This window comes from Thiohalocapsa sp., from assembly GCF_019695415.1.
Taxonomy (GTDB): Bacteria; Pseudomonadota; Gammaproteobacteria; order Chromatiales; family Chromatiaceae; genus Thiohalocapsa.
This window is the reverse complement of sequence record NZ_JAIFKJ010000441.1, coordinates 1-1,409: the sequence shown is the minus strand read 5'-3', so window position 1 is coordinate 1,409 and position 1,409 is coordinate 1. Positions and strand designations below refer to the sequence as shown.

At 70.5% G+C, this 1,409-nt stretch carries 1 protein-coding gene; it reads right to left on the bottom strand.

The annotated features are described in order from the left end of the window. A partial coding sequence (locus I6U14_RS12455; RefSeq protein ID WP_296899768.1) for a ComEC/Rec2 family competence protein occupies positions 1-1,273 on the bottom strand: 1,273 nt, incomplete at its 3' end. Between the last annotated feature and the right edge of the window lie 136 nt (positions 1,274-1,409).

The following is a 1,409-nucleotide window of genomic DNA, read 5'->3' as shown; positions in this document are numbered from 1 at the left end:
GGTCGCCCGGCCAGCGCGCCCAGTCCCGGCCTCCCACCAACGCCACCGTCGCCGAGAGCAGCACAGCCGGCAGCACCAGCCCGAACAGGGGCACCAGCACAAGGTTCACCGCGGGCGCCACCAGCGACGCACGGCCAAAGAAGAGCAGGAGCAGCGGCAGGAGCCCCACGGCCACCGCCCACTGCGCGCGGCCCCAGCGCAGCACCGCGAAGGTCGGTGCCAAGCGCTGCCCCAGGGCATAGAGCAGCGCCGCGACCGCGCCGAAGGACAGCCAAAAGCCATAGGCAAGGACGCTCGTGGGATCGAGCAGCAGCACCGCCAGCAGCGCCAGCGCGAGACCCGAGAGCGGGCGCAGAGTGCGGCCCAGTATGGTCGCCACGAGCACCACCGCGAGCATCGCCAGCGCCCGCTGAGTGGAAACGGAAAAGCCCGCCAGCGCCGCATAGCCCGCAGCGGCCAGCAGTGCCACGCCCGCCGCCGCCCGCGGCGCCGCGAGACGACGGGCCAGTCCAGGCGTCCATGCCCAGAGCCAGCGCGTGCCGACGAAGACGACACCCGCCACCAGCCCCACATGCAATCCCGAGATGGCAATGAGGTGGCTGGTGCCGGTGCGCGAGAAGACCTCCCACTGCGACGGCGTCAGGCCGCCCCGGTCGCCCAGTACCAGGGCCGGCACCAGGGCGGCCGCCGGTCCGGCCGGGAGCAGCGCCGCCAGCTGGTCGCGCAGCCACTGGCGCCCACGCGCAAGCCAATGCCTGCCGGGTCCGGCGTCGAGCCGAACGGCGGCCTCTGCATCGCGCACGTGGCCCGTGGCCTTGATACCACGCTGGAAGAGCCAGCCCTCGTAGTCGAACCCGCCCGGGTTCACGAAGCCGTGCGGCGGCTTCAGGCGCAGCGCCAGGCGCCAACGCTCGCCAGCCCGAAGCGGTGGGCGCTCGTCGTACCAAGACAGGCGCACCAGTCCACGAAACGCAAGCGCCTGACCCTCGCGCTGCAGGCGGTCGATGCGAAACAGGAAGCGCTCGGCGTAGCCCCGGTCCTCCGGTAGGGCCGCAATGCGCCCCTCCGCGACCAGGGTGGTATTGATCAGCCGCTCTGGGAACGGCGTGCAGAGGACGCGGCAGGCGTCGAGGTAGGCCCAGAGCGCACCCGACGCGGCGATGCCGCCTGCGACCAGAACGGCCCTCAGCCGCGGGCCGCAGCATCGCGTCGCCAACAGCGCCGGAGCCGCGGCGGCCGCCAATAACGACCATAACAACCATGAATCGGGCAAGCCCGGGAGCCGGAGAAAACAGACGCAACCCAACGCAAAGCCGGCCGTGATAAACATACGACGACGCCCACGAAAAGAGAGGGAGAGAGACCGGAGGTGGAGAGAAAGAACACAGAAAAAACAAAGACAAGAACAA